The organism is Frigoribacterium sp. PhB116 (genome assembly GCF_004364285.1).
Classification (GTDB): Bacteria; Actinomycetota; Actinomycetes; order Actinomycetales; family Microbacteriaceae; genus Frigoribacterium.
Genome location: NZ_SOBE01000001.1, coordinates 1,360,281 through 1,383,119 on the forward strand (window position 1 = coordinate 1,360,281; position 22,839 = coordinate 1,383,119).

Annotated in this window: 25 protein-coding genes; 16 read left to right on the forward strand and 9 right to left on the reverse strand. The window is 70.5% G+C overall.

Going from position 1 to position 22,839, the window contains the following annotated elements; genetic code table 11:
* The first annotated feature begins 7 nt into the window (after positions 1 to 7).
* Both EDF20_RS06200 and EDF20_RS06205 read left to right on the forward strand, forming a co-directional pair.
* A complete protein-coding gene (locus EDF20_RS06200) occupies positions 8 to 1,975 on the forward strand; it encodes a beta-L-arabinofuranosidase domain-containing protein (protein ID WP_133738009.1) in 1,968 nt (655 codons plus the stop codon).
* A gap of 245 nt (positions 1,976 to 2,220) precedes the next feature.
* On the forward strand, positions 2,221 to 3,414 hold the full coding sequence (locus tag EDF20_RS06205) for a cytochrome P450 (protein WP_347876487.1): 1,194 nt from the start codon (positions 2,221 to 2,223) through the stop codon (positions 3,412 to 3,414).
* 64 nt (positions 3,415 to 3,478) lie between these two features.
* On the opposite strand, the gene EDF20_RS06210 is transcribed toward EDF20_RS06205, so the two are convergent.
* A complete protein-coding gene (locus tag EDF20_RS06210; protein ID WP_133738011.1) occupies positions 3,479 to 4,129 on the reverse strand; it encodes a response regulator transcription factor in 651 nt (216 codons plus the stop codon).
* Entirely contained in the window at positions 4,126 to 5,397 is a 1,272-nt protein-coding gene (locus tag EDF20_RS06215) for a histidine kinase (protein ID WP_133738012.1), read from the reverse strand. Before EDF20_RS06215 ends, EDF20_RS06210 begins: the two co-directional genes overlap by 4 nt.
* 163 nt (positions 5,398 to 5,560) lie before the next feature.
* On the opposite strand from EDF20_RS06215, the gene EDF20_RS06220 reads away from it, so the two are divergent.
* Complete coding sequence (locus EDF20_RS06220; RefSeq protein ID WP_123546884.1) at positions 5,561 to 6,136, forward strand: small multidrug efflux protein; 576 nt, start codon at positions 5,561 to 5,563, stop codon at positions 6,134 to 6,136.
* Positions 6,137 to 6,256: 120 nt separating this feature from the next.
* On the opposite strand, the gene EDF20_RS06225 is transcribed toward EDF20_RS06220, so the two are convergent.
* Positions 6,257 to 6,553 (reverse strand): YrhK family protein, encoded by a 297-nt coding sequence (locus EDF20_RS06225; RefSeq protein ID WP_133738013.1) that lies wholly within the window; start codon positions 6,551 to 6,553, stop codon positions 6,257 to 6,259.
* Between the two features lie 156 nt (positions 6,554 to 6,709).
* Between EDF20_RS06225 and EDF20_RS06230 the strand changes: the two genes are divergently transcribed.
* From EDF20_RS06230 to EDF20_RS06270, 9 genes are all read left to right on the forward strand, one after another.
* A complete protein-coding gene (locus EDF20_RS06230; RefSeq protein WP_123546886.1) occupies positions 6,710 to 7,405 on the forward strand; it encodes a YafY family protein in 696 nt (231 codons plus the stop codon).
* A 98-nt stretch (positions 7,406 to 7,503) separates the two neighbouring features.
* Entirely contained in the window at positions 7,504 to 7,878 is a 375-nt protein-coding gene (locus EDF20_RS06235; RefSeq protein WP_123546887.1) for a VOC family protein, read from the forward strand.
* Between the two features lie 113 nt (positions 7,879 to 7,991).
* On the forward strand, positions 7,992 to 8,822 hold the full coding sequence (locus tag EDF20_RS06240) for a zinc-binding dehydrogenase (protein WP_208292580.1): 831 nt from the start codon (positions 7,992 to 7,994) through the stop codon (positions 8,820 to 8,822).
* A 37-nt stretch (positions 8,823 to 8,859) separates the two neighbouring features.
* Complete coding sequence (locus tag EDF20_RS06245; protein WP_166644761.1) at positions 8,860 to 9,501, forward strand: universal stress protein; 642 nt, start codon at positions 8,860 to 8,862, stop codon at positions 9,499 to 9,501.
* Positions 9,498 to 10,238, forward strand: a complete 741-nt coding sequence (locus EDF20_RS06250) for a 2,3-bisphosphoglycerate-dependent phosphoglycerate mutase (RefSeq protein WP_166644762.1) — start codon at positions 9,498 to 9,500, stop codon at positions 10,236 to 10,238. The genes EDF20_RS06245 and EDF20_RS06250 overlap by 4 nt, the downstream gene beginning before the upstream one ends.
* A 1-nt stretch (position 10,239) precedes the next feature.
* Positions 10,240 to 11,592, forward strand: a complete 1,353-nt coding sequence (gene eno, locus EDF20_RS06255; protein ID WP_123546891.1) for a phosphopyruvate hydratase — start codon at positions 10,240 to 10,242, stop codon at positions 11,590 to 11,592.
* The gene (locus EDF20_RS06260) at positions 11,589 to 12,125 is read left to right on the forward strand and encodes a CrcB family protein (protein WP_133738017.1); all 537 of its coding nucleotides are present in this window, start codon (positions 11,589 to 11,591) and stop codon (positions 12,123 to 12,125) included. Before eno ends, EDF20_RS06260 begins: the two co-directional genes overlap by 4 nt.
* Positions 12,125 to 12,499 (forward strand): CrcB family protein, encoded by a 375-nt coding sequence (locus EDF20_RS06265; RefSeq protein ID WP_123547343.1) that lies wholly within the window; start codon positions 12,125 to 12,127, stop codon positions 12,497 to 12,499. Before EDF20_RS06260 ends, EDF20_RS06265 begins: the two co-directional genes overlap by 1 nt.
* Before the next feature lie 64 nt (positions 12,500 to 12,563).
* Complete coding sequence (locus EDF20_RS06270) at positions 12,564 to 13,007, forward strand: hypothetical protein (RefSeq protein WP_133738018.1); 444 nt, start codon at positions 12,564 to 12,566, stop codon at positions 13,005 to 13,007.
* 32 nt (positions 13,008 to 13,039) lie between these two features.
* On the opposite strand, the gene EDF20_RS06275 is transcribed toward EDF20_RS06270, so the two are convergent.
* Positions 13,040 to 14,188: a TDT family transporter gene (locus EDF20_RS06275; RefSeq protein WP_133738019.1), complete on the reverse strand. Its 1,149-nt coding sequence runs from the start codon at positions 14,186 to 14,188 to the stop codon at positions 13,040 to 13,042.
* Between the two features lie 51 nt (positions 14,189 to 14,239).
* Between EDF20_RS06275 and EDF20_RS06280 the strand changes: the two genes are divergently transcribed.
* Positions 14,240 to 15,166, forward strand: coding sequence for a LysR family transcriptional regulator (locus EDF20_RS06280; protein WP_166644763.1), 927 nt, complete (start codon positions 14,240 to 14,242; stop codon positions 15,164 to 15,166).
* Here the strand turns inward: EDF20_RS06280 and EDF20_RS06285 are convergent, their stop codons facing one another.
* Entirely contained in the window at positions 15,167 to 15,712 is a 546-nt protein-coding gene (locus EDF20_RS06285) for a uracil-DNA glycosylase (protein ID WP_133738020.1), read from the reverse strand.
* 736 nt (positions 15,713 to 16,448) lie between these two features.
* Here EDF20_RS06285 and EDF20_RS06295 point away from each other — a divergent pair.
* The gene (locus tag EDF20_RS06295; protein ID WP_123547344.1) at positions 16,449 to 17,516 is read left to right on the forward strand and encodes a sodium:calcium antiporter; all 1,068 of its coding nucleotides are present in this window, start codon (positions 16,449 to 16,451) and stop codon (positions 17,514 to 17,516) included.
* Between the two features lie 692 nt (positions 17,517 to 18,208).
* Here EDF20_RS06295 and EDF20_RS06305 read toward each other — a convergent pair.
* The 4 genes from EDF20_RS06305 to EDF20_RS06320 are packed head-to-tail and all read right to left on the reverse strand — an operon-like array spanning position 18,209 to position 21,387.
* Positions 18,209 to 19,255, reverse strand: a complete 1,047-nt coding sequence (locus tag EDF20_RS06305; protein WP_133738022.1) for a HAMP domain-containing sensor histidine kinase — start codon at positions 19,253 to 19,255, stop codon at positions 18,209 to 18,211.
* Positions 19,256 to 19,272: 17 nt separating this feature from the next.
* Positions 19,273 to 19,944, reverse strand: a complete 672-nt coding sequence (locus tag EDF20_RS06310) for a response regulator transcription factor (RefSeq protein WP_123546900.1) — start codon at positions 19,942 to 19,944, stop codon at positions 19,273 to 19,275.
* On the reverse strand, positions 19,931 to 20,590 hold the full coding sequence (locus EDF20_RS06315; RefSeq protein ID WP_123546901.1) for a VTT domain-containing protein: 660 nt from the start codon (positions 20,588 to 20,590) through the stop codon (positions 19,931 to 19,933). Before EDF20_RS06315 ends, EDF20_RS06310 begins: the two co-directional genes overlap by 14 nt.
* On the reverse strand, positions 20,590 to 21,387 hold the full coding sequence (locus EDF20_RS06320; protein ID WP_123546902.1) for a phosphatase PAP2 family protein: 798 nt from the start codon (positions 21,385 to 21,387) through the stop codon (positions 20,590 to 20,592). Before EDF20_RS06320 ends, EDF20_RS06315 begins: the two co-directional genes overlap by 1 nt.
* Before the next feature lie 118 nt (positions 21,388 to 21,505).
* Here EDF20_RS06320 and EDF20_RS06325 point away from each other — a divergent pair, with 118 nt between their 5' ends.
* Both EDF20_RS06325 and EDF20_RS06330 read left to right on the forward strand, forming a co-directional pair.
* On the forward strand, positions 21,506 to 22,303 hold the full coding sequence (locus EDF20_RS06325; protein ID WP_133738023.1) for a hypothetical protein: 798 nt from the start codon (positions 21,506 to 21,508) through the stop codon (positions 22,301 to 22,303).
* 35 nt (positions 22,304 to 22,338) lie between these two features.
* Complete coding sequence (locus EDF20_RS06330; protein ID WP_133738024.1) at positions 22,339 to 22,836, forward strand: DUF2231 domain-containing protein; 498 nt, start codon at positions 22,339 to 22,341, stop codon at positions 22,834 to 22,836.
* Positions 22,837 to 22,839 lie beyond the last annotated feature (3 nt).

A 22,839-nucleotide genomic window follows, 5' to 3' on the forward strand; every position in this document is an offset into this window, starting at 1 on the left:
GCACATCGTGACCACCACTTCTCCGCGCACCGGCGCCTCCCGCACCGACTTCGGCGACAGCCGCCCCTTCGCCGGCCCGGTCGATCCGTCCCGTTCCGTCCTCACCCCGCTCGACGCGACCGAGATCCGGCTCACCGACGGCTTCTGGGCCGAGAAGCAGGCCCTGAACGCCGACGTCGTGCTGAGGCACTGCGAAGACTGGATGGAGCGCATCGGCTGGACGTGCAACTTCGACCGCGCCGCAGCCGGCCTCACCGACCCCGGCACGCCGTGGGAGCACTCCGGCATCGAGTTCGTCGACTCCGAGGTCTACAAGCTCCTCGAGGGCATGGCGTGGGAGCTGGGGCGGGAGCACGACCCGGCCCTGCAGGCGCGCTACGACTCCCTCGTCGACCGCGTGGCCGCGGCCCAGGAGGCCGACGGCTACCTCCACACGAGCTTCGGCCGCGCCTGGCAGCGACCGAGGTGGAGCGACCTCGAGTGGGGCCACGAGCTGTACTCGATGGGCCACCTGCTGCAGGCCGTCGTCGCCGCCGAGCGCACCGCCTCCTCGCCCCGTCTGGTCGAGGTCGGTCGCCGTCTCGCCGAGCACCTCTGGACGGTCTTCGGCCCCGAGGGGCGCGTCGCGATCTGCGGGCACCCCGAGATCGAGGTGGCGCTCGCCGAGCTCGGCCGCGCCGTGGACGAGCCCCGGTGGATCGAGCTCGCCCGCCTCTTCGTCGACCGCCGCGGGCACGGGCTGCTCGGCCAGATCGAGTACGGCTCCGAGTACTTCCAGGACGACCTGCCGGTGCGCGACGCCGACGTGCTGCGCGGACACGCCGTCCGTGCCCTCTACCTCGCCGCGGGCGCACTCGACGTCGCCGTCGAGACGCGCGACGACGAGCTCGCCGCTGCCGTCCGGCGACAGTGGGAGGCGACGGTCGCCCACCGCACGTACGTCACGGGCGGCATGGGCTCCCACCACCAGGACGAGGCCTTCGGCGCCGACGACGAGCTGCCGCCGGACCGCGCGTACTCCGAGACCTGCGCGGGCATCGCCTCGACGATGCTCTCGTGGCGGCTGCTGCTCGCGGAGGGCGATCCCCGGTACGCCGACCTGATCGAGCGCACACTGCTCAACGTCGTGCTCGCCTCGCCTCGAGAGGACGGTCGCGCGTTCTTCTACACGAACACGCTGCACCAGAGGACGCTCGGCACCGAGCCCGACGAGGACGAGCTGAACGCCCGCGCCCTGTCCAGCCTGCGCGCGCCCTGGTTCGAGGTGTCGTGCTGCCCCACGAACGTGGCCCGCACCCTGGCCAGCGTGGAGCAGTACTTCGCGACCCGTAGCTCCGACGGGGTGCAGCTGCACCAGTACGGCAGCTACGACGTCGACACCGTGCTCGACGACGGCACGCCGCTGGCGCTGTCGGTCGCGAGCGGATACCCCCTCGACGGGCGCGTCGAGGTGACGTGGCGCGGCGACGTCGAGCGCGAGGTGGAGCTCACGCTCCGTGTCCCCTCGTGGGCCGACGGCGCCCCGGCCACGGTGGTCCTGCCGGACGGGGAGGTCAGGCAGGCCCGGGGCTCGACGACCGTCGTCCGCCGCCGCTTCTCGGCGGGCGACGTCGTCGTGCTCGAGCTGCCGACGACGGCCGAGTGGGTCCGCGCGGCCCCGACGATCGACGCCGTCCGTGGTCAGGTCGCCGTCCAGCGCGGACCGCTCGTGCTGGCGCTCGAATCCGTCGACCTGCCCTCCGGCAGCGTCAACGACGTGCTCGTCGACACGACCGTCGACCCGGTCACGACGTCGACGGGTGCGCGGGTCGAGCTCTCGCGAAGCCACACGCCCGCGAGCGGATGGCCCTACGGCGACGCCGCGGCCACCGCCCTGTCCCTCGGCAGCGTGCCGCTCGTGCCCTACGCCGCCTGGGGCAACCGCGGCCCGTCGACGATGCGCGTGTGGCTCCCCACGGACGATCTCGAGACCTGAGCCGCTTGAGGCCCGAGACGAGGACGAGCCGTCGCCCGATCGACCGGGCGGCAGCCTGCAGGGCCACGTGACTGCCGCTCCGACAGGTGGTGTGGTCGCGAGTTCGTGGAGGCTGGCACGATGGCCGCATGTTCCCCTCGACACCCGTGACGAACCCGCTTCGCGACGACTCGATCTCCCTGCTCACCCGGGGGTACGGTTTCGGTGCACGACTCTGGGAACGAAGACGGTCAGGCGCACGGGCTGTGCCACTTCGCCTCCTCGGGCGGGAGGCGCTGCTGGTCCGAGGCGCCGAGGCCGTCGAGCTGTTCTACGACGAGCGGCGCATCGTCCGGCACGGGGCCATGCCCTCGATCATCCAGCAGACGCTCTTCGGCCGTGGGTCCGTGCACAGCCTCGACGGAGCGGAACACCGGCACCGCAAGGCGACGTTCCTCGACGTCGCGTACGAGGACGAACAGGTCGCCCGGCTGACGCCCCTGCTCGAGCGCGAGTGGCGCCACGAGATCGATGCCTGGCTGTCCGGGGGACGACGCTCCGCCTACGACGCAGCCGTCGGGGCGTTCGGCCGCGCGAGCATGCGGTGGGCGGGCCTGCCCGGGACCTCGGCGGCCAGGACGCGCTGGGCGAGCCGTCTCGCGCAGATCGTCGACGGCTTCGGTGTGCCCTACTCCCCGGAGTACCTGCTGGCGGCGGCGAACCGGGCCTGGTCAGATCGGCACGCTCGCCGCCTCGTCGAGGCGGCGCGCGCCGGCGCTCTCGAGCCCGGGGCAGGGACGGCCCTCGACGAGTGGGCTCGGCACAGGGACCCCGACGGCGCGCTGCTGCCCGCGAAGCTGGCGGGGATCGAGCTGCAGAACAGCATCCGCCCGATGATCGCGGTGGCCCGCTTCGTCGCCTTCGCCGCCAAGGCCCTGCACGAGCACCCCGAGTGGCGGGGTCGCATCGCCGCGGAAGCCACCGAGCGTGGAGCGTCGGCAGGTGGGCCGCTCGCCGTCGCGTTTGCGCAGGAGGTCAGGCGGACCGCGCCGTTCGTCCCGATGCTGCCTGGCTGGGCCCGCACCGACGTCGAGATCGACGGACGGAGTCTGCCTGCTGGTGGGCGGGTGCTGCTCGACATCCTCGGCACCGACACGGATGACGCGTCGTGGGACCGCGCCTCCGAGTTCGACCCAGGACGTTTCATCGGCGTCGACGACTACGAGGCGATCTCGACGTTCGTCCCTCACGGGGGCGGGGACCCCGCGGGCGGACACCGATGCCCCGGAGAGAAACTCGCCATCGCAGGCCTCGCCGCCGCGGTCGCGGCCCTCAGCGACCCTCGCCTGGCGATCCTCGACGAGGGTCTCGGCGTCGACCGGCGACGGTTGCCGACCAAGCCGTCGTCGGGCGGCCGCGTACGCGCCACGGGGGCACCGTCCCGGTGCCCGTTCCACTGACAGCACCACGAGACGTCGTCGCCCTGCCGTCCGAGAGCAGGGCGGGCGTCGCCTGAGGTCGCATCTAGATCCACCCGCGCTCGAGCGCCATCAGGACTGCCTGCTGCCGAGTCGGCACGGACAGCTTCGCGAGGACGGCCGAGACGTGGTTGCGCACGGTGCCGGGCGCGAGGGAGAGCTCGCGCGCGATCTGAGCGGTCGTCTGGCCCTGACGCCCGACCCTCAGCACGTCCCGTTCGCGATCGGTCAGGGGACAACGTTCGTCGCTCAGCGCGTCGGCCGCGATCTCGGGGTCGACGTACCGCGCTCCTGCGGCGACCCGGCGGATGACTGCGGCCACCTCCTTCGCGTCGCGGCTCTTCGGCAGGAATCCTGCTACTCCCGCGGCGAGTGCGCGGCGGAGCACGCCGGGACGGGCGTGTCGGGTGACCACCACGCAGCGAGCGGTGACGGTGCGTCGCAGCCGCTCCGCTACTTGGACTCCGTCGAGGCCGGGCATCTCGAGATCGAGCAAGCAGATGTCCGGGTGCAGGCGCTCCGCCGCGACGACGGCTTGCTCACCGTCGGAGCACTCGGCGATGACCTCGATGTCGCCCTCGAGGCGCAACAGCGCGGCCAGCGCCGAGCGGATCATCGCCTCGTCGTCGGCGACGAGGACACGGATGGGCCGGGAGCTGCCCGGAGCAGCGACGTCGGAAGTCGTGTCGATGCTCATCGCGGCCCGCCCGCGGCCGACTCTGCGGGAACCGTCACGATCACGGTGAAGTCGTCCTCCGCCGCGCGGACCTCCATCGATCCCCCGACATCTCCCGCGCGCCTGGCCGTGCCTTCGAGCCCGGTGCCCTGCCGCATGCGCTCAGGAGGTGCCCCGGCGTCACCGGGTGACGGTGCCGTCGCGGGAGGCAGGGGTGCGGGGACGTCGTTGCTGATCTCGTACCGCCACTCGTCATCGAGACGCGTGAGGGCCAGGCGGGCTCGCCTCCCCCCGCCGTGTCGGAGGACGTTGGTGGTCGTCTCGCGGATGACGGGACCGAAGACCGAGGCCGGGGCGGTGTCGGCTTCGACGTCGATGACCGCCTCGACCGTGAGGCCGGCGGCGCGCAGCAGGTCACGAGCGTTGGCGAGTTCATCGGGAAGGGGGACGGTGCGGAACCGGGTCGCGAGATCGCGGGTGCCCTGCCGGGCCTCGTCGACGCTGAGGCGTGCGGCTCTCAGCTGATGGAGGGCGGCGTCGCGGTCGTCCGGCAGCAGTCTCTCGGCGAGTTCGAGCTGCAGGGCGATGACCTGCAGGTGGTGTCCCTGGAGGTCGTGGACGTCGGTGGCGACGGCGAGTCGCTCCTGGGTCGCGGCGAGCCGCGCCTCGGAGACGCGAGCACGGTCGAGCACCATCAGCACGTCCCACCACCAGAGCGACAGCACCGTGGTCAGAGGCAGCAGGACCGAGAAGACACCCGCGACGTACGGGTCTTCGTGGGCTGAGAACGGCGGTTCGGAGAAGGCCGTGGCGACGTCGACGACCAAGACGCCCGCCAACAGGGCCGTGACCGCCAATACCATCCGCGCGCGCACGAACCGGGGCCAGTGGAGCAGCTGCAGGGACTGGGCGAGAGGCAAGATCAGCAGCACCCAGAGCCCGGACAGCGACCACACCGTGACGCCGTAGGCAGTGGCGACGACCAGCGGCACGAGGGTGCTGCGCCAGTCGAGAGCGGTGGCGTCGCCTCCGCCGTGCCGATAGGCACGCAGCAGAGGAGCCGTGGAGAGGATCCAGACGAGACCGCCGACCAGGACGGCGAGGACGACACCTCGGTCGAGGCGCGCCTGCAGGAGCGTGGCCGCCCAGACCAGCACGACGGTCAGCTCGAAGAGCACGAGCGCGACGACGGTGTACCACCAGGTCGCAGTGACGGCACGTGCCGTGCCCCTGGAGACCGGCGGGGACGACGCTGCCTCGACGGTGGGGGCGTCGGCCGGAGCGGTCATGGCCCCACCATAGGTCCGTGACAGAAGTCACGGGTCCGACGGGTACATCGCCCCTTCGCCAGTGACGGCCCGACACTGCCGGTGACGTCGCCCGTGTCGTGGACTGGTCACCACAGCGGAGAGGTCGACCAGGCCCCTCCCGAGAACGACAGGAGCGACCGTCATGGACCTGATCACACGATTCCAGGAGCTGGTGGCGCAGATGCCCGAGATCCTGCAGCCTCTCATCGTGGCCCTCGCCGGCGCGGTCCCGTTCATCGAGGGCGAGGGCGCCGCAGCCATCGGCATCGTCGGCGGCCTTCACCCCGCCGTCGCCATCACTGCTGGCGCCGTCGGCAACTTCTTGTGCGTCTTCGTGCTGGTGACGACCAGCTCGAGGGCGCGGTCGGCCCTCGTCTCACGGCGCCGCCGGGCAGCGGCGAGCCGGAGAGAGGCCGCTGTCGGTGTCCCTGCCGGAGGGGGAACCGCACTGGCCACTCTGGACCAGACCGCCGAGGTCGACGAGCGCGGCAGGAAGTCTGCCCGCAGGGCTAAGTTCCAGAACGCGCTCGTCCGCTACGGCGTTCCCGGCGTGAGCCTGCTGGGCCCCCTCCTGCTGCCCACCCAGTTCACCGCGACCCTGCTCGCCAGCTCCGGGGTGAGCAAGGCGCGGGTGCTGTTCTGGCAGGGACTCGCCATCGCCGGGTGGTCCACCCTCATCGGCGTCGTCGTCGGAGGCGCCGCTCACGCCGTGGCATGAGACGGCGCGCACAGGACGACCCGTCGGTGATGCCCCGCTCGGTCAGCCGATGTCGGGCCTTCCGTCGGAGAGGTCGGAGGTGACGAACGAGAGCGTGGAGGCACCGGATGGCCGGGGCCGTCAGAAGTCTCCGCTGGCGTCTCCGGGGGAACCTCTCCCGGAGCGCTGGAGGTGCACGCGCCTGGCGAGCCGGATGAGAGGGCGGATCATCAGCTGGACGCTTCCGAGGAGGAACAACCAGGTGCCGGCGGTCGTAGTCGACTCGGAGAAGAAGAGGATGCTGCCGACGACGAACCACACCGCGACCATGATGTCGTTGACGATGCTCGCGACTTCGTACTTGTGCCAGATCACGATCTCATCGCGACCGAGCGAGAAGCTCAGGGTGCGGTCGTCCGACGACTCGTTCGGTGCCATCGAACCATGCAACCACGGCGCCCTCACCCGCCGACGCAAACCAGCTCCAGGGTGCGACCCGCGGCCGACGCGAGCTGACCCGGCCATCGATCGTCTGTGGGACGGCGGCGGAGCTGCCGACATGATCGAGAGAGCGACCTGTCGGATGATGGAACAGTGAACAGGACCGATCGGCTCTACGGCCTCGTGGAGGAGTTGCGTGCCGTGTCGCCGCGGCCACGAAGTGCGCGTCGTCTCGCGGACCGGTTCGAGGTGTCAGTGCGCACGATCGAGCGGGACCTCGCTGCGTTGCAGCAGTCGGGCATGCCGATCTGGGCGGAGCCCGGCCGGACCGGTGGGTACGTCATCGACGCGTCAGCCACGCTCGGCCCAGCAGGATTCACGCTGGACGAGGCCCTTGCAGTGCTGATCGGGCTCGGTTCCCTTCGGCGCAGCCCGTTCCGGCAGTCCGCTCAGACCGCCGCGCGGAAGGTGCTCGCGGTCATGCCGGACGGCGACGCTGCACGTGCCGGTGCGCTCGCTTCCCGGGTCCACTTCCTGGAGGACGAGGATGACACGGTCGTGCCGGCGGAGTTCGCGGCGGCACTCCGTGCGGACCGTGTCGTGCGGCTTCGGTACCAGGACGCCAGCGGCGCTGCCTCCACACGAGACGTCGAGCCGTTGGGGTCGATCGGGAAGGACGGGCAGTGGTACCTGGTCGCGTGGTGTCGGCTCCGGGACGGGGTGCGAGCGTTCCGGGGAGACCGGATGCTCTCCGTCGAGGTGACCGACGAACCATCGCCGCGACGAACGCTGCGAGCAGAGGACCTCGCGATTCCCTACGGGCGGCTGCGAACCGTCATCGACGACTGATCCGCTGCCGGTCATCTCTGGAAACACCGACAGGACGCTGTCGCGCCGACCGGTGAAGCTGATGCCCACACCTCGTCAGCCCGCCCGAAGGAACCCCTATGTCGTTCGCCTCCATCCGCATCGTCACCGACGACCTCGACGGCCTCGTCGCCTTCTACGAGCAGGTCACCGGCCAGCGAGCCGAGCGCCCCGCACCGGTCTTCGCCCAGTTCAACGGCCCCGGCGCGAACCTCGCGATCGCCAGCACAGCCACCGTCGCCGTGCTCGACGGTGCACTGGCCCCTGCGACCGATCGATCCGTGCTCATCGAGTTCGAAGTCGCTGACGTCGACGGGGAGTTCGCCGAGCTCCAGCCCAAGGATGAGGACGTCGTCCTTGAACCGACCACGATGCCATGGGGGAACCGGTCCGCGCTGGTGCGCGATCCCGACGGCAACGTCGTCAACCTGTTCAGCAAGCCGACCATCGACTAGGCGGAGGGCCTCCGTCACCTGAGCCCCGACCTGGCGAGGTCCGGGTGAGGCTCACCCGTTCGGGAGTGGACCCCGGAGACACGAAGAAGCGTGAGGGCTGGCTGGGGTCGGCCATGCCCGTCCCACTCGTCATCCCGCACAGTGACGGCGCAGGAACAATGGACCAGGTAGGCGCGGGCGCAGATCCAGCCCTTCTGGGCAGCCGCGTCGCCGTGTACGGCGCGCAGTCGTACCGCGCGTTCGGCACCGCAGCCGAGTACGTCGTCACCCCGGAACACCTGGTGGTGCCTGTGCCGGACACCGTCTCCGACGACGTCGCCGCGGCACCCGGGATCCCGGGGATCACCGCGCACCGGGCCGTGTTCGCCGACGGCCCCGTCGAAGGACTCACCGTGCTCGTACAGGGCGTCCTCGGCGGGGTCAGCGGCATCGCCGCACAGCTCGCCTCCTGGCAGGGTGCGACCGTCATCGGAACGGTCCGCCGGTCCACAGACCTCGACCGTGTCGAATTGACCCCCGTCGACCACGTCGTCGCTCTCGACAGCGACCCGGTGGCCGCGATCCGCCGGATCGCCCCTGGAGGAGCAGACCGCATCATCGAGGTCGCCCTCGACGCGAACGCTGACCTCGACGCGGCCGTGATCGCTGACGACGGCGTCACAGCGACCTACTTCGCTCACGGCGACAGGGTTTCCCTTCCGTTCCCGCCGCTGCTCTTCGCCGACGTGGTCATCCGGTTCCTCGGCAGCGATGACCTCCCGCTCAAGGCCAAGCGGACCGCGATGGTCGACCTCGTGGCCGCCGTCGACGAGGGCGCCCTCACCATCCCGCTACGCGAAGTCCTCCCTCTTCATCGGATCGCCCGCGCCCATGACGACGTCGATGCCGGCCATCGCGGGAGGGTGCTGCTCTCGCTCGAGGAACGAGACAGGGCGACCCGCTGACCGATCCCCTATCGGGACAGGCGAACACACCCTTTTCTTGGTCGAAAAGAATGTTGTATCAGCAGGTGCAGCTTGGTCGGATCAGTGCTTCACTGAGTGTGGCGGAAACGCCACGGCGGTGGGGCTCGCCGTCACCAACCTCGACTCAGGTCGACAACAGTCCCTATCTCAACCACTGGCGTGCCCAGAAACCGAGATAGGAGACCAGATGACCACCGACACCATCGTCGTTGGGGCACATGCCCGAACGACCGACACCGTTCTCTCGACCGCCGCCCGGTTCGCGGCCCGGCTGTCGGCGCGACTCGTCGTTGTCCGGGTCGACGACTCCCGCGTCCCCGCTGAACCCGACGACGGCAGCGGCCGAGGGGCGACCGTTCCCCTCGACCCCGACGAGTACGACGACGTCGTCGCGGACAGATCTGCCCTCGAGGCGACGGTAGCCCGCCTCCGCACCGACGCGCAGATCACGGTCGACGTCCGTGTCCTCGCCGGTGACCCCGGAAAGTCGTTGGCCCGCGTCGCCGCCGACACGCACGCCGTGATGATCGTCGTCGGATCCTCGAACGGTCCGGCCGCGGGCCTGAAGGCTGCACTGCACGGGTCCACGGCATCGTTCCTCATGCACCATCAGCTCGTGCCGGTCCTCGTCGTGCCGGTCTCAGAGGCACGGCCGTGACAACCCGGATCGCCCTCGTGCGACATAGCGAAAGCCAGGCCAATGCCGACGGGCTGTTCACCGGCATCACCGACTCACCCCTCACCACCGGAGGCCGGGAAGAAGCCCGCCGTGCTGCACACCTGCTCGACGAGGCGGGTTTCCGCCCGGCGTCGATCCTGTGCTCACCGCTGGCCCGTGCAACTGAGACTGCCCGCATCATGGTGGCCGAGAACCGGTGGCCCGTGCCCGTCACCGTCGACGTGCGACTCCGGGAACGCGACTACGGCGACCTGACCGGACGGACCAAGGCGGAGGTGCGCCGCTCCGCCGGCGAGGAGGACTTCACCCTGTGGCGGCGCTCCCTGGAGACCCCGCCCCCGCCGTCCTCTGACGCGCTGTTCGCCAAGCTGTGGGCTCAGGATGCCCTCCGTCAGGTGGAACCCGAGAACCGCACCCGGGCCGAGAGCCTGCTCGACGTCATCGCCCGGGTCCGCCCCGTCACCGAGGCGGTCAAGGCCGGGACCGCCGGCGGCACCGTGCTCGTGGTCGGCCATGGCAACAGCCTCCGCGCGCTCTGCCTGCTGCTCGATGCGCTGACCCCGCTCGAGGTCGCCGCGCTCAACATCCCGACCGGACACCCCCTGATATACGACCTCGCCTCCGATGGGCATCCGCTGACGCGGGGCGGCACGTATCTCGACCCGGCCGCGGCGGCCCTCGCCGCCGCGGTCATCACCCACGAAGGAGGAACCTGACATGAACGACTACATCAGCAACCGCACCATCCACACCCACGACGTCGGCACCTACGTCACCCACGGTGGAGCACACCCCGTCCAGATCGTGTCCGCCCTCGGGCGGTCGATCTTGGACTCCCGCGGATTCCCCACCGTCCAAGTCGACCTCGAACTCGCCGATGGCACCCTCGTCTCGGGCGCCGCCCCCGCAGGAGCCTCGACCGGTGCCCACGAGGCCGTCGAACTCCGGGACGGTGGCGCAGCGTTCAGCGGCAAGGGCGTCCGACGAGCCGCGCAGATGGTCACCACCGAGATCAGCGACCTCCTCACCTCACGCCCCTGGGCCGGGATCAGCGAGATCGACCGTGCCCTCGCCGACCTCGACGGCACCCCGAACTGGTCGAGGCTCGGCGCCAACGCCGTCGTCGCGACCTCGATCGCGGCGTCCCGGGCGCTGGCCCGCGAAGCCGGCCTGCCCCTGCACCGGTGGATCGCCCTGCTGTCGGGGGCGAGCGAGTCGCTCCCCGTCCCGCACTTCAACGTCCTGAACGGAGGCGCCCACGCGGCCAACGACCTCGACTTCCAGGAGTTCATGATCGCTCCCGTCGGAGCGACCAGCGAGGAGGAGGCGGTACAGACCGGCGCAGAGGTCTACCACGCCCTGAAGGCGCTCGTACAGACCCGCTACGGCACCGCGGGCCTCGGCGACGAGGGCGGCTTCGCCCCGGCGATCAACAGCCCAGAGGAGGCCCTTGACCTCATCGTCCAGGCGATCACCGACGCCGGCCACCGGGCGGCGCTCGACGACGTCGCGATCGCCCTCGACCCTGCCGCGAACGGGTTCGGCGACGGAGACGGCCGGTACCGGGTCGCCGGGCAGGACCTCGACCGTGGAGGTCTCGCGGACCGGTACGGGGCCCTGCTCGAGGCGTACCCGATCAGGAGCATCGAAGACGCCTTCCACGAAGACGACCACGACGGGTGGGCGTTGATGGCGTCGCGGTTCGGCGGACGGGTTCAGCTCGTCGGCGACGACCTGTACGTGACTGACCCCGAAAGGATCGCTGAAGGCGCGGAGCAGGGCTGGTCGGACGCCGTTCTCATCAAGCCGAACCAGATCGGTTCTGTCAGCCAGACCCTCGACGCGATCGCGACGGCCCGGTCCCACGGCATGGCCTGCATGGTGTCGCACCGCTCCGGGGAGACCACCGACACGTTCATCGCCGACCTCGTCGTCGGCACCGGGGTCGGGCAGATCAAATCCGGTGCCCCCGCACGCGGGGAGCGGGTCTGCAAGTACAACCGCCTCACCGATATCGAAGCCGATCAGCCCGGACTTCCCTACGGCCTCAGCACGAAGGACGATGCATGAGCTCACCCTCACCTGACTCACCGTTTCCGCCGCTGCCCTCGAGGAGAGGCGACGAGTTCGACGGGCTGGGCCAGGACCCGGACCTCGACGTCGATGACTCCACGGGCACCGAACGGCCCGTGCACCTGCGGTGGCGGTTCATCGGACTCGTCACCCTCGGCGGCACGATCGGCACGGGCCTGCGCGAAGCCCTGGCGTTGAGCTTCCCCGCGGCCCCGGGCAGCATCCCCGTGACGATCCTGCTGATCAATGTCGTCGGTGCGTTCGCGCTCGGGCTGCTCCTTGAGTCGTTGGTGCGACGAGGGCCGGACGCGGGTCGCCGACGCGACCTGCGTCTGCTCATCGGGACTGGCGTTCTCGGCGGGTTCACCACCTACAGCGCCCTCGCAGTCGACACCGCGACCCTGCTCGGTGACGCGCTGCCGATCGCGATCGCCTACGGTGTGGGATCGGTCGTGCTCGGCGCCGTGGCTTCCTGGGCCGGCATCACCGTCGGTGCCGCCCTCCACCGCCGTTCCGAGGCGGCGTCGTGATCGCCCCGTGGCTCTTTGTCGCGATCGCGGTCGCCGGTGGTGTGGGTGCGGCCCTGCGCCTGGTCGTTGATGGCGCCGTCCGCAGCACGTGGTCGGCCCCCATTCCGCTGGCAACCCTGGTCATCAACGTCAGCGGGTCGTTCGTGCTCGGCTTGCTCACCGGTCTTGCCGACCACGCGGGGCTGCCTCGAGAGTGGCTGCTCGTCGCGGGGGGCGGGCTCATGGGTGGCTACACCACGTTCAGCACCGCCAGCGTCGAGACCGTGCGCCTCGTAGCCGAGAAGAAATGGGTCGCTGGGATCGCCAGCGGCGCGGGCATGCTGCTGCTCGCCGTCGCCGCCGGGCTTGCCGGCCTCACCATCGGCACGTCATGATCGGCTATCGAGCGCGCGGCCATGTCGCGAGCGTCATGCTGACGAGTGAGCAGGAGAAAGCATCATGAGCAACACCGTCATCCATGACTTGGTTTCCGAGATGCTGGGTCGGCTTCCGTCCGGCGGAGGCATCGTGGCTGTGGATGGCGATGCTGGCGAGCAACTCTCGGACATGGGCAGTCAGTTGGCTCGGGAGATCAGCGCGAGAGGCCTCACGTCGTCGGTCCGAGCATTCACGGGCGCAGACGTCGAGTCTTCGCCCGCCGGCACGGACGTGGTGTTGGTCGTCGGCGAAGGCGCGTTGCAGCCTGGCGTCCGGACGCGGTGGAACTGGACTCTGTGGGTGGAGGCCTCCGGGGTGCGTGATCCGGCGAGCAACGACCGCAGTGCGGTGGCGTTCGAGAGCTACCGGTCGCGTGACGAGCCCAAGGGCGCCGCCTCGGCCATCGTCGACGTCAGTGACCCCGAGGGCTATCGCCGTGACTGGAACGACGCCTGTTCGATCTGAGCCGCTCCCCCATGCACCCTCGTCGTCCGCGGTCAGGGCAGGGGGCGGGGAGGCGCGAGGAGCGTTCCGCGGATGACGCTGCCGTGGAAGGTGCGCACGGCGACCGTGATCCAGGCCCCGACGAGCCCGATGTAGAACACGACCGCCAGTACCTGCAGCGAGACGAGTCCCGTGTGCAGGGCCAGACCGTTCAGGCCTGTCACGCAGGTGCCGACGGGGAAGGTGAACGACCACCAGGTGAGTGAGAACGGGAGCCCCTGGCGGACGGTGCGGAGGGTGATGGCCGATGCCAGTGCCGCCCACATCAGGGCGAATCCCAGAGTGGGCACACCGTAGACGAGCCCGAAGACGAACAGGGCGTGCGAGGTTCCCTGGTCGACGGCGAGGTGGGCGTTGCCACCGAGCAGGTTGGCTGCGGTGATCGACTGCCCCAGGGGGCCGAGGACGATCCAGAGGGTCGGGACCATGCCGGCCGGGCCGATCTTGTGCTGGGCCAGGCGTGACCAGATCAGCGTGATGATCACGATCGACGCCAGCAACGACAAGCCGAACATCGCGTAGCACCCCCAGAGCATGTTCTGCCTTGCCTGCCCCGCGGGCAGGAAGGGCAGCAGCAGCGCACCGGTCGAGGCAGACACCATTGGGGGAACCACGGGCATGAGCCAGCCGCCGAACGCACTGTCGGGGGCCGTGTCGTGCCGGGTGAACGTCAGGTACGGGACCGCGATCGCGCTGACGAGGCCGAGCACCGTACCGATGGTCCACAACACCCAGTCGATGCCGACCGCCAGGGGCGTACCGAGGACGTCTTTACCCAAGAGCAGGGTGCCCGCGCCGACGGTCAGCAGCGCCATGGGCGGTGCCCCGTAGAAGTGCGCCATCACCGGATTGAGTCGATGCCCCCGCGCGGTGGCTCGGTAACGCACCCAGTGCATGACGGTCGCCGTGCTGAGAGCGACCAACAACACGCTGGCCAGTGCCCAGACGATGGTCGCGGCGGGGCGCAGCCCCGGGAACTGCAGCGGCAGGGTCGCCGCGGCGTTGGCGACGATGCCGGTCCCCATGATCGACGCGAACCAGTTCGGGGTCAGGTTCGACACGATCTGCCCGCGGTGCTCGAGCTGGCGGAACAGACCGTGCGTGCGGGGAGGGGCGACAGTCGGTGAGATCGCGGCAGGCATGTCTCGATCTTCGTACGTGCGTCCGGCTGCCGATACGGGCGGATGCTTGTAGTGTCACAATCGATCTTTGTGACCGGACTCCCTGTTGATCTCGAGACGCTCCGACTGCTGGAGGCGATCTCGAGATCGGGCAGTCTGGGCCGTGCCGCGACATCGGTGGGCATCAGCCAGCAGGCGGCGTCGTCTCGCATCACGGTCGCCGAGCGGCGGCTGGGTCGTACGTTGCTCGTCCGCTCTCGGGCGGGCTCGGCGCTGACCGAGCACGGACTCCTGGTGTGCGAGTGGGGCCGACCCCTGCTCGAGGCGGCGACCACCTTCGAACGATCGCTGCACACCCTGATGACCGGCGCCTCCGACGCTCTCCTCGTCGCAGCGAGTCAGACGGTGTCAGAGGCGCTGATGCCACGCTGGATGACAGCGGCAGCGGATCGTGTCCGGGTGCGCCTGGAATCGGGCAACAGCGACTGGGTCGTCGACGAGGTCCGTTCGGGGCGTGCGCACCTCGGGTTCACCGAGACCCCCGATGAGGCCGACGGGCTCGCCACGACCGTCCTGGGTGTCGACGAACTGCTCATCGTCGTCTCGCCCAGGCACGCATGGGCATCGAAGTCCGAACCCGTGACGGCAGCGGATCTCGCATCCACACCGCTCGTGTCTCGGGAGTCGGGCTCGGGCACCCGCCGGACCCTCGAGCTCGCCCTGGGGATCGACCCTGCCCTGATGGCAGAACCCGCTGCGCAGTTGTCGTCGACGGGCGCCATCCGGGCGGCCATCGCCGGCGGTGTGGGTCCGGGAGTCATCAGCTCGTTGCTGGTCGAGGACGACCTCCGCGCCGGGCGCCTCGTCACCGTCCCGGCAGCCGTCGACCTGAGACGCCCGTTTCGCGCTGTGTGGTCGGCCGGTCTGAGCGCCGGGGCGCAGGATCTCCTGGCCGTGATCGCCGCGTTGCAGCACAGCCCCGACTCCTCGCCGAGATGATCAGAGAAGCGAAGCGTGCCGTAGGGCCGTGACGGCCCGCAGGTGCTTCTCGCCGGCGCGGGTGGCGTTCGCCGGCGACAGATGGGGTGCCGCGAGCACGGGCACGATCCTCGCACGCGGTTCCAGGGTGAAGTACCTCATCACGCCCGTCAGGGCCGGAGTGCCGAAGGTCACGATCGCCCGCAGCTGCGGCAGAGAATCGAGCAGCTGAGCCAGGGCAGGGCGTGCGTCGTCGAGATCGGTGACGGTCGGCGCCCGACCAAGGGCCCACGGGACGATGTTCCATCGCAGGTAGACGTTCCTGCCCAGACCAGACTCGATCCGTGCTCGCTTGAACGCAGATGCCGTCGGCCCCGGGTTGTCCTCACTGCTGATCGCGTCCTCGCCCTGCCTGATCGTGGCAGGACCGGGTGATTCCATCAGCACGAGAACTTTCGCCGCTCCTCCTCCACCTGATGGGTCGAAGCCCGGCACGAACCGCGCACGTTCTGGTCCGGAGCTTCGCCATTCCGATACGAGCTGATCGAGGCCCCTGGGCTGCTGCATCCCTAGACGGTACGACGTTGAGGACCGTTTCCGCCCGCTCACCGACGACGCGGAACGACCAAGACGGCGTCCTCTCCGAGTGCGCTCGCCCCACAGCAAGTGATCCAGTGGGCGATCCTCTTTCGGGCGGGCCGAGGGCATTCGGCCTGAGCCAGACTTGTCGCCGTCTCGGAGTGCGCTGAGGGAATCGTCCCCGTCGAGAGGCAGGGGCCGGCAATGACGTGCGGCCTCGTCGACGTGGACTCGACCGCAGTCATTGAGACTTCGGGGATCGACGAAGGCGCGTCAGCACGCACTCTCTCGCTGCCCTGGTCTCGCTGAGATACGGCCTTTCTCAAGAGCGCACCTCGTGTCCGCTCCTGAGCGAGAACCGTCGGATGGCCTGGCCTCATCGAGACGCCGCGCACCAACACCTCTGCGTTCACACGGAGCAGCGCAGGGACGAGATGGTCCCCGTGCCCGTGACCTGTGCCCCCCGTCGAGATGACGATGTCGACGCCTTCCTGGCTCAGGGCGCGACGGACAGCCGACGCGTCGTCCGTCGCGTAGGTGACGCTGGTGACGTCCATGCCGGCTCCACGGAGCACCTCGGTCACGGAAACGCCGAGCGCGACAGTGAATCATCGATCGTTGCGCATCTCGTGCTGTGCCTTTCCGATGCCCCGGCGCGACACGACGGCCCTGCGACACTCCGGCCGGCGCCTGCCGTAATCGGTCGAGGAGTTTGATGGCGAGCATGGACACCCTTCCCCTCTGGCTGTTGGCCGCCATCTTCGTCGCCGGCGCCGCCGTCATCTGGGTCGCCGGCATCCAGCTGTCGAAGACGACCGACGTCCTCGACTCCCGACTCCACCTCGGTAGCGCGCTCGGCGGACTCATCGTCCTCGCGGTGGCGACCAACCTGCCCGAGATAGCCATCACGGTCAGCGCCGCCGTCTCGGGCTCGCTCGAGGTGGCCGCGGGCAACATCCTCGGCGGCATCGCCCTTCAGACGGTCGTCCTCGTCGTGCTCGACGCCCTCGGGAAACGCGGCAAGGGGGTCCACCCCCTCACCTATCGCGCGGCCTCCCTAGGGCTGCTGCTTGAGGCACTGGTCGTGGTGGCGGTCCTCGCCGTCGTCATCGCCGGAACCCAGCTGCCGTCCTCGCTCACAGTGGCGCGCCTGACGCCGGACGTCGTCCTCATCGCCGTCATCTGGCTCGTGGGCCTGTTCCTCGTCCGGCGTGCCGGCAAGGGCCTGCCGTGGCACGAGGCCGGAGCAGCACCTGACACGTCGACGCCGCGACCGAGCGGACACCGGACCCGCTCGAACCCGTCGCCGACGACCATGAGCACGAAGAAGGCCGCGGTCGTCTTCGGCCTGTCGGCCCTCGCCACGCTCGTCGCCGGCGTCGTCCTCGAACGCGCGGGCGATGCGGCCGCGTCGCAGATCGGCTTGTCGGGTGTGCTGTTCGGCGCGACGGTCCTGGCCCTGGCGACGAGCCTGCCCGAGATCTCGACCGGGTTGCAGGCCGTCAAGCAGGGCGACGACAACCTGGCCATGAGCGACATCTTCGGCGGCAACGCCTTCCTGCCCGTGCTCTTCCTCGTCGCCACGGTCATCTCCGGGCAGGCGATCCTGCCACAGTCGAACACCAGCGACGTCTACCTGACCGCCCTCGCCGCGCTCCTCACGCTCGTCTACGCCGTTGGCCTGCTCTTCCGGCCGCGACGACGCATCGCGGGCATGGGCGTGGACTCGTTCGTCGTGCTCGTGCTCTACGCCGTCGGCATCGGTGGCCTCGTCGCCATCACGCTCGGCTGACAGGACCATCCCGGCGACTGAGCCGTGGAAGTTGGGCAAGGCGTCCATGCTCCAGCCAACGTCTCACTGAACCATCGGCCACCGAACGATCCCGTGGTGTCAGCCACTCCCCCGTAGCTGAGGGGCTTGGGCCGTCTCGCTAGATCAGTCCGAAACCGATCGCGATGGAGGCTCCCCTACTGGGACTGGCCCTTGAGGCGGACCCGGTGGCCTGTCGCCATCGGCTCGACTGCGAACTGTTCTGTCGCGCGGACGAGTTCTGAGAGCTTGGTGAAGCCCCAGTTGCGGGAGTCGAAGTCTGGACGCCACTTGCGTAAAAGGCTCCCCACGGTGGCAAGGTTTGCCCACCCGTCTTCGGAGGACGCGGTGCCGACGCTGTTCCGAAGTCCCTCGATGAGACGTGCGTCGTCTCGCGGAGACAACGCCGTCGGCCGTTCCGTCGTCGTGGCTTCGGGGGCGGTTTCCCCCTCGGTGACGCCGAGGACATCGAAGTAGGTGACCTGGTCGCAGGCGTTCCGGAACGATGTCGGCGTCTTGCGCTCCCCGAACCCGTAGACGGTGATCCCTTCCTCTCGGATACGAGAGGCAAGCCGGGGGAAGTCGCTGTCCGACGACGCGATGCAGAACCTCTGGAATCGGCCCGTGTAGAGCAGGTGAGCGATCCCCTATCGGAACACGCTGGACCGTTAGCGTCAGGTCGTGCAAGCCGGGACCGGCAAGACCAGCTCGAGCGTCGTACCCGTGGCAGAGGTCGAGGCGACCCGGACGCTTCCTCCGTGTCGTAGGGCGATCTCCCTGACGAGGGCGAGACCGATTCCGAAGCTCGGTCGGGTGTCGCCGCTGGCACGCCACGAGGCTCCTTCTGCTGGCTCCGACCGAGCAAACCGGTCAAAGACCCGCGTTGGCTCGATCCCCGTGATCCCTGGCCCCTCGTCGGTGACCGCGAGCACGGCCGAGCCACGCTCGTGCCGGGTCGACAGCGTGACGGTCGAGCCTGGGGGCGCGTGGCCGAGCGCGTTGTCGACCAGGGCCAGCACCGCCCGTCGGAGGCTCGCGCGCGGCACTCGGACCCACGGGGCGGTAGTGCTGTCGTGCCGCAAGGTCACGTCGCGCTCGTCGGCGAGCACCGACATCGACCGCAGGACCTCCACGACCACGTCGTCGAGGCGCACCGGCTCGGGCACGACAGCCGGGCCAGCAGGGTCGTCTCCCGCTGCCTCGAGCAGGTCGCCCACGATGTCGATCAGGGCTCGCGAGTCGTCGCGGAGTCTCGCCAGATCCGATGTGACGTGCGCGTCGGCGGAGGCATCGCCTCCTGCGATTTTCCGCTGCAGCGCCTGGAGGCGGGCGTCGAGCACGGTGAGGGGCGTGCGAAGCTCGTGGCTCGCGTCGGCGACGAACTGCCGCTGCAGGCGCAGGGCCTCACCGAGCGGCCGGACGGCGCGTCGGGCGATGACGACCGTGACGAGCCCGGCGAAGACGACGCCGGCGACTCCCAGCACGACGAGGCCGGCCACGACGTCCGTGGCCGAAACGAAGACCTCGCCCTGGCCCGCGGCGACAACCTGCTCGAGCCTCTCCTGCGGGACGGTCTGGTGCAGCACCCACGCGATCGTCAGCGCGAGGGCGCCCACGACGACGAGGCCCGAGACGAGCACTATCTGTCGCCCGATCGACCGGGCAGCGGCTTGCAGGGCCGCGGCCTCCGGATCGGGGAGGGCCTGGGCGCCCGTCCGCACTCGCCCGCGCCGTCCGCTCACAGGGCGCCCACCCGGTAGCCGCGTCCCCGCACGGTCAGCACGACGTCACGGTCGATCTTCCGCCGCAGGTAGCTGACGTAGGTGTCGACGGTGCCGACCTGCTCGCCGTGCGGGAACAAACGCGCGAGCAGGTCCGCCCGGTCGAAGGTGTGGTCGGGTCGCCCGGCCAGCTCGGCGAGCAGCGCGCTCTCGCGCTCGCTCAGCACCACGCGACTCGACCAGGGCGTGACGACGATGCGGCTCTCGGGGAACAAGCGCGCCTCGCCGATGTCGAGCCAGCGCTCCTCGGCGGCGAACGACCGGGTCAGCGCGCGCAGCCGGGCGAACAGCTCGTCGAACTCGAACGGCTTGACGAGGTAGTCGTCCGCGCCGCCGTCCAGCCCGGCCACCCGGTCGGCCGTGGTGCCGAGCGCGGTCAGCATGAGCACCGGCGTCGTCACGTGCTCGCACCGCAGGGCCGCCACCAGCTCGGTGCCGTCGAGCCCGGGAAGGCGTCGGTCGACGACGAGCACCGCGTGGACGCCTGCCCGCGCGGCCTCGAGCCCTCGTCGGCCGTCGACCACGAGGTCGACCTGCCAGGCCTCGCCGAGCACGTCGGCCACGATGGGGCCGAGCTCCGCGTCGTCCTCGACCAGCAGGAGGCGCGGGCGCGCGTCAGGACCGGTCACCCACCGCCTCCTCGTCCCTCGTCGTCGTCGCTGCGGCCGTCCTCCCGGCCCGAGCGGCGCGCGAGCGCCGCAGGGCCGTGACCACGATCGGTAGCACCGACACGACGACGAGCCCGACGGCGAGCAGGTCGATGTGGTCTGCCACGAACGGTAGGCCACCCAGCAGCGATCCGAGCACGGTCATGCCGACGGCCCAGAGGAGAGCGCCGGTGAGGTTCCAGACGATGAACTTGCGATACGGGTAGCCGCTCGTGCCGGCGGCCAGGGGAACGAAGGTGCGGACGACGGGCACGAACCGGCCGAGGACGAGCGCCTTGCCTCCGTGCCGCTCGAAGAACGCCTCGGCCTGCTCGAGGTGCGCGGTCTTCAGCACGCGGGCGTCGGGGCGGAACCAGCGGCGCCCGAACCGGTGTCCGAGGAAGAACCCGACCTGGTCGCCAGCCGCCGCTGCGAGGAACGCGCAGAGCGCGATCACCGCGACGCTGAGGCCGAGGCTCTGGTGCAGCAGGCCAGCGGTGACCAGCAGCGAGTCGCCGGGCAGGAACGGGAACAGCAGGCCCGACTCGACGAAGATCATCAGCGACAGGCCGCCGAGGGCCCACGGGCCCATGCCGGCGAGGAGGGTCTGGGGGTCGAGGATGCTCATCAGCGGGTCCGTCCTGGGTCGGTGGTCGTGGAGAAGTTCGGCGCCGACGGCCGGACGGGGTGGCCCGCCCCCGAGCGCTGCTCGATCCGGTCGAGGAGGCGCAGCCACGGCGGCAGGGCCAGCGCCACCACCGAGCAGCCGAGCACGGCCGAGGCGACCGTGTCGCTCGGCCAGTGAACGCCCACCCAGACGCGCGACAGCCCGACGACCGCCACCGACGCCGCGCAGACGGCGATGACGACCAGTGCGCGGCGGCACCCCCAGGCGAGCAGGACCAGCGCGAGTGCGAGCCCGGTCGCGAGGGCGGTGTGCCCGCTGGGGAACGAGAAGGAGTGCGGCTCGACGATCAGCGGGTCGGCGAGGAGTCCCGGGGCGGGGCGGTCGCGCTGCACGACGAGCTTGACCAGCTCGGCAGCGGCCCACGGACCGACCGCGACGCCGAGGGCCGTCAGGGCGGCGGTCGCCCGACGGGTGACCACCCACACCGCGACGGCCAGCAACAGCACGAGGGCTGCGCCCAGCTGCGGGCCGAGCAGCCGGTCGACGAGCAGCGCCGCCTGGTCGAGCACCGGCACGTGGGCACGGCTGGCGTGCTGGACGAGGTCGAGGTCAACCTCGTCCACGCCGCCGGCACCCGAGTCGATGAGCAGCCCCGCGACGACGACGCCGACGACGCCGGTCGCGCCCCACGCCGCCCACGCCCGGTCGTGCACGACCGCGCGGACGGCGGGGAACAGAGGAGGCGCGGTGCGGCCGCGAGGGAGCGCCGACGAGGGCGGACGGTGCAGGACGGTCATGCACGAAGGCTCCGCCCGAAGGTCCCAGAAACCGCCCAGATGCCCTGGCGGGCCGACCCGCGCCTCCTCGTCTCGGCCCCTGGGGGATTTCTGGGAGGCGACCCGCGACCGTCGTCGGATGACGACACGCGCTGTTCCGACCGGGGCCACGGCTCCCGACCGCCGGGCCCTGCTGAACAAGGTCCCCGAGATCACCCTCGCGTTCTGGGGGATCAAGGTGCTCTGCACCACCGTCGGCGAGACGTTCGCCGACTTCCTCGCCGACGGCCTAGGCCTGGGGCTGACCTTGACGAGCGTCGCGACGGCGGGCCTTCTCGTCGTGGCGCTCGCGGTGCAGTTCCGGGCGAGGACCTACGTGCCCGTCGTCTACTGGCTCGCGGTCGTGCTGATCAGCGTCGTCGGGACGCTGCTCACCGACACCCTGACCGACTCGCTCGGCGTGAGCCTGTGGGTGTCGACGGCGGTCTTCGCGGTGGCGCTGGCCGTCGTGTTCGTCGTGTGGCACCGCGTCGAGGGCACGCTGTCGATCCACGAGGTCACGACTCCGCGTCGCGAGGCCTTCTACTGGGCGGCGGTGCTGATGACGTTCGCGCTCGGCACGGCCGTCGGCGACCTCCTCGGCGAGCAGCTGGCTCTCGGCTACCTACCCTCGGCGCTGCTGTTCGCCGCGGCCATCGCCGTCGTCGCCCTGGCGCACCGGTTCGCCGGCGTCGGGTCGGTGCTCGCGTTCTGGGCGGCGTACGTCCTCACCCGGCCGCTCGGCGCCTCCGTCGGGGACTTCCTGTCGCAGCCGGTCGCCGACGGCGGGCTCGGCCTCGGGTCGACCGTCACGAGCGTCGTGTTCCTCGCGGCGATCGCCGCTCTCGTCGTCGTCCTCACGGTGCGACGGCCGGCGCGACCCGCGCTGCGCGTTTGACTCCCCCTGCCCCGCCGCTCGAGAAAGAAGACCCCGTGGACTGGCAGATCAACGGCCTCCCCGTGCACCCCCTCGTCGTCCACCTCGTCACCGTGGCCTTCCCCACGGCGTCGCTGCTGATCCTCGTCGGGGCGTTCTGGCCCGGCCTCCGTCGGCGGCTGGGCGTCGTCACCCCCCTCGTCGCCCTCGTCTCGCTGGTCGCTGTCCCCCTCGCGACGTCCTCCGGCGAGGCGCTGGAGGCGCGGGTCGGCCCGAGCGCACTGCTCGAGGCCCATGCGCAGCTGGGCGACACCCTGCTGCCGTGGGCGATCGCGGTGTTCGTCGTCGCCGTGGCGCAGTGGGCGTGGCAGCACTGGGTGCTCACGCCGGAGGCGCGCCGCCCGCGGCCGGCCCTCCGGCGCGACGTGCGCCTGGGCGTCGGCGCCGTGCTGACGGTGCTGGTCGTCGGCACCAGCATCGGCGGGATCGTCACGACCGTCCGCATCGGCGACTCGGGCGCGAAGGCTGTCTGGTCCGACTCATCGGCCACCTGAGCG

Excerpts from the sequence above, each read along its gene's own strand:
- EDF20_RS06210 (WP_133738011.1), bottom strand. The coding sequence starts at position 4,129 with ATGAGCATCGACACGACTTCCGACGTCGCTGCTCCGGGCAGCTCCCGG.
- EDF20_RS06215 (WP_133738012.1), bottom strand. The coding sequence starts at position 5,397 with ATGACCGCTCCGGCCGACGCCCCCACCGTCGAGGCAGCGTCGTCCCCG.
- EDF20_RS06220 (WP_123546884.1), top strand. The coding sequence starts at position 5,561 with ATGGACCTGATCACACGATTCCAGGAGCTGGTGGCGCAGATGCCCGAG.
- EDF20_RS06225 (WP_133738013.1), bottom strand. The coding sequence starts at position 6,553 with ATGGCACCGAACGAGTCGTCGGACGACCGCACCCTGAGCTTCTCGCTC.
- EDF20_RS06235 (WP_123546887.1), top strand. The coding sequence starts at position 7,504 with ATGTCGTTCGCCTCCATCCGCATCGTCACCGACGACCTCGACGGCCTC.
- EDF20_RS06240 (WP_208292580.1), top strand. The coding sequence starts at position 7,992 with ATGCCCGTCCCACTCGTCATCCCGCACAGTGACGGCGCAGGAACAATG.
- eno (WP_123546891.1), top strand. The coding sequence starts at position 10,240 with ATGAACGACTACATCAGCAACCGCACCATCCACACCCACGACGTCGGC.
- EDF20_RS06260 (WP_133738017.1), top strand. The coding sequence starts at position 11,589 with ATGAGCTCACCCTCACCTGACTCACCGTTTCCGCCGCTGCCCTCGAGG.
- EDF20_RS06270 (WP_133738018.1), top strand. The coding sequence starts at position 12,564 with ATGAGCAACACCGTCATCCATGACTTGGTTTCCGAGATGCTGGGTCGG.
- EDF20_RS06275 (WP_133738019.1), bottom strand. The coding sequence starts at position 14,188 with ATGCCTGCCGCGATCTCACCGACTGTCGCCCCTCCCCGCACGCACGGT.
- EDF20_RS06285 (WP_133738020.1), bottom strand. The coding sequence starts at position 15,712 with ATGCAGCAGCCCAGGGGCCTCGATCAGCTCGTATCGGAATGGCGAAGC.
- EDF20_RS06295 (WP_123547344.1), top strand. The coding sequence starts at position 16,449 with ATGGACACCCTTCCCCTCTGGCTGTTGGCCGCCATCTTCGTCGCCGGC.
- EDF20_RS06315 (WP_123546901.1), bottom strand. The coding sequence starts at position 20,590 with ATGAGCATCCTCGACCCCCAGACCCTCCTCGCCGGCATGGGCCCGTGG.
- EDF20_RS06320 (WP_123546902.1), bottom strand. The coding sequence starts at position 21,387 with ATGACCGTCCTGCACCGTCCGCCCTCGTCGGCGCTCCCTCGCGGCCGC.
- EDF20_RS06325 (WP_133738023.1), top strand. The coding sequence starts at position 21,506 with ATGACGACACGCGCTGTTCCGACCGGGGCCACGGCTCCCGACCGCCGG.